The following is a 3191-nucleotide window of genomic DNA, read 5'->3' on the forward strand; positions in this document are numbered from 1 at the left end:
CTCGCGAACCACGTCTAAGCCCGAGATGTACGCTTCGCCGCTGGTTGGGAGGAGGAGTGTTGTGAGCATGTTTATGGTGGTGGTTTTACCTGCGCCGTTGGGACCGAGAAAGCCAAATATCTCCCCCCGCCTTACGCTGAAGGTTACGTGGTCAACTGCCACGAGACCATTGAACTCCTTTGTCAGCTCATGGGTTTCGATGATTTGCACTTTTTGTCCCTCCGGAACCCGCCAAAAAATGTCTCAAAACACAGGGGTGCAATCTTCCTGGGTACGACGTCCATTCCCGATATATTGTGGTAGTGGACAGAAATCGCATCTTTCAGTACCCCGGTTTCAAGATAGTCCCCAAAAACTATGTTGATATCTTTCTCATCCACCGCCAGAAGCTTTACCGGCGGCAGTGGGAAGGGGTGGAAGTCTCCTGGTATAAGATAAAACTCACGAGAAAAATCTGAAAATTTTGCAAGCCTTCTAGGGGATACACCGGCCTTAAAATCAGGATTATCGTAAACTGCCATCTGAATCTTCACCCCTCTCTCCCAGGCTTTTTTAAAGCCATCTAGAAGAAAATCATATTCGTCTTTTGATACCCATGCCATAAATGTATATATCTTTTCTTCTGCATGGTTTACAAGCTCCAGAAACTTGGCAGAGGCTTTATTTATACCTTCGTTTATAAAGACCTGAGGATCCTGAGAGGGAGCTTTGCGCCAGATTTTAGAGAGGTTTCTGGACAGGATATTTTCAGCGGTTTCAAGCTCCTGGTGTTTGTGCTGGACAAACAGGGGGATTGAGCTACCCGGGTCCAGAGCCTTGAACTGAATGGGTCTTGTTGGATAGCTTTCCACCAGCCCCTCTCTTTGTAATTTTTCAAGAATTTCATATACCTTGGTGCGGGAATACCGGGTCAATCTGGCCAGCTCCCCGGCGGTTACTGTATCCTCCCGCAGGAGCCTGATATAGACCTCAGCCTCGGCTCCTGTTAAGCCCAGTTTCATCAGCATGGAAATTTCTTCGGCCCTCATAGGAAACCCTTGTTGTTAAGTTACTTAACAACAATCTGCGAGTGTGCTATTTAAATCTTACTGCCTAAAATCCAGGATAATTATTAGCTTCAGTGCATTTGAAGAAATACTCAATAACAAAAAGTTATTAAAACCAAATTTTGGGTTTTATTTGAAGGATTCTTCAAATAAATTTTAAATAACAGCACCATTTTATTCACAGGCAGGGTTTTGTCCATCGGCATACAGCAAGATACTATGGTGATGATATGAGGTCACTGTGGCTGTTCACGCTGTTGACTTTGGCCCTGCCATCTGTAAATGCTGCTGATGCAGGGGATACTATAAATGTGGGAGTAAACTGGATTGTTGCGAATCAAAACCCGGACGGAAGCTGGGGCAGAAGCTTTGATGTGCTCTCCACAGCCTTTGCAACCGTAGCCCTTGAAAACCTTGGCTATAATCTCACCAAGGAGAGGTATCTGCTTATCGCAAAGGCAAATTCTACAAAGGAATTTGCCCTCGCCTACTTTGCCACTGGCGATGTTGCGCTGCGCGATTCTCTCCTCCTGAACCAGAGCGGCGATGGAAGCTGGGAAGGGGTAGCCGCAACCTCCCTCGTGGTTGTGGCGCTGGCAGCGCAGAACTACTCCGGCGTGGAGCTGGAAAGTGCTGTAGCATATTTGCTTGCACAGCAGAACAGCGACGGCGGCTTTGGCCCTGTCAAAGACACCGCCCTTGCAGCGCTTGCATTGAGCTATGCCAATGTAAGTGCAACAACTATAGAAAAAGCCCTTGCATGGATAGAAGCGAGACAGCAGAGTGATGGAGGCTTTGGCTATGTAACAGACACAGCCTTCGCGTCTCTCGCCCTCGCGCTCTCACCTGAGCATGCAAATGCAAGCATTAGGGCGGTGGAGTATCTCAAAAGCGCGCAGAACAGCGACGGCGGCTGGGGAATAGAAGAAGATGCTGAAAGCAAGGTGTATCCATCTGCAGTGGCGACTCTCGCAATTTCTCTGTACAATCAGAGTGCACCCGAGGTTGCGATAGGTGCTGAATACCTCTTTGCAGCGAGGCATCCACTGGGAGGCTGGGGTGGTGAAGCTGCTGATAGTAGCATAGTGGAGACAGCGATTGTGATAGACACCCTGCGCATGCTAAACTACTCGGGTGAGGCTCTCACAAGAGCCGTAGACTGGCTGTCCAGACAGAAACCCAAGCTAACCGATGAGCTTGCCTGGCAGATTATCGCCCTTGAAGGTTATGAAAACGTTTCAGCGCTTGCAGAGCAGCTTGCGGAAAGGCGGAATGGAGATAGCGGCTGGGGTATTAAGCCCGGCTATGAGAGCAACCTGCTGGATACCGCTTTCGCGGTGGAGGCACTTCTGCGTTCAGGCTATGGTGATTATGCGGAATGGGGTATAAGCTTCATAGAGAGAGACTGCGAATCCTCAAGAGAAAGCGTCTTTGCCAGGTCTATGTGTACACTCGCGCTGAGAAGTTATTCATTAGTTGATGGTTCGGTCCCATCCGAGGCGTTGAGGAAAACAGGAGAGTGGTTTTTGAACGCTCAGCGAGAAGACGGCGGCTGGGGTGAAATTCGCTCAACACCCCTTGACACCTCACTGGCTTTAAGCACGCACCTCGTCTCCACTTACTCGCCCAACGCAACGCAGAGGGCGGTTGAATATTTGCTCTCTACCCAGGAGGAGGACGGCAGCTGGGGTGATGTTATCTCCACTACCTTTGCTCTGAGGGCGCTTTCATACTACAGTAAATCAGCGGAAGGCAGTATCACAAACATCTCAGTTTTCGAGGTCTCTGAAGGCGGCCTAATTCCGACTACCTCCTTTAAGCCCGGCTCGCTCATGAAAGTGGTTGTCAACCACACCTCAGCTGGTGGTAGGCTCTACGGCTACATGACCAACCTCACCTTCGCCTTCAACGGCACCACAGCTATGCTACAAATCCCCAACCTGCCTCCTGGAGTATATCCCCTGTATGTGGTTCTGCACGACTCTGACTCGGGTGTAATTCAGGATGAGGTGGGTCTCAACATATCTATACCCTCAACGGCCGAGATCCTAGAAGGTGCAGTGGTAGTCTCCCCCCTCTATGTGCAGACTGGCGGGAGGGCAAATGTAACCCTTGAGCTGAGACTCAGGCTGCGAGCCAACGTGC

Annotated in this window: 3 protein-coding genes; 1 reads left to right on the plus strand and 2 read right to left on the minus strand. The window is 49.9% G+C overall.

Annotated features, from left to right (window positions below):
• Both ACXJJW_RS04760 and ACXJJW_RS04765 read right to left on the minus strand, forming a co-directional pair.
• A partial coding sequence (locus ACXJJW_RS04760; protein WP_456474589.1) for an ATP-binding cassette domain-containing protein occupies positions 1 to 210 on the minus strand: 210 nt, incomplete at its 3' end.
• Complete coding sequence (locus ACXJJW_RS04765) at positions 183 to 1028, minus strand: TrmB family transcriptional regulator (RefSeq protein WP_456474590.1); 846 nt, start codon at positions 1026 to 1028, stop codon at positions 183 to 185. The genes ACXJJW_RS04760 and ACXJJW_RS04765, both read right to left, overlap by 28 nt.
• 248 nt (positions 1029 to 1276) lie before the next feature.
• Between ACXJJW_RS04765 and ACXJJW_RS04770 the strand changes: the two genes are divergently transcribed.
• A partial coding sequence (locus tag ACXJJW_RS04770; RefSeq protein ID WP_456474591.1) for a prenyltransferase/squalene oxidase repeat-containing protein occupies positions 1277 to 3191 on the plus strand: 1915 nt, incomplete at its 3' end.

This window comes from Candidatus Pyrohabitans sp. (assembly GCF_054014795.1).

Excerpts from the sequence above, each read along its gene's own strand:
- ACXJJW_RS04765 (WP_456474590.1), bottom strand. The coding sequence starts at position 1,028 with ATGAGGGCCGAAGAAATTTCCATGCTGATGAAACTGGGCTTAACAGGA.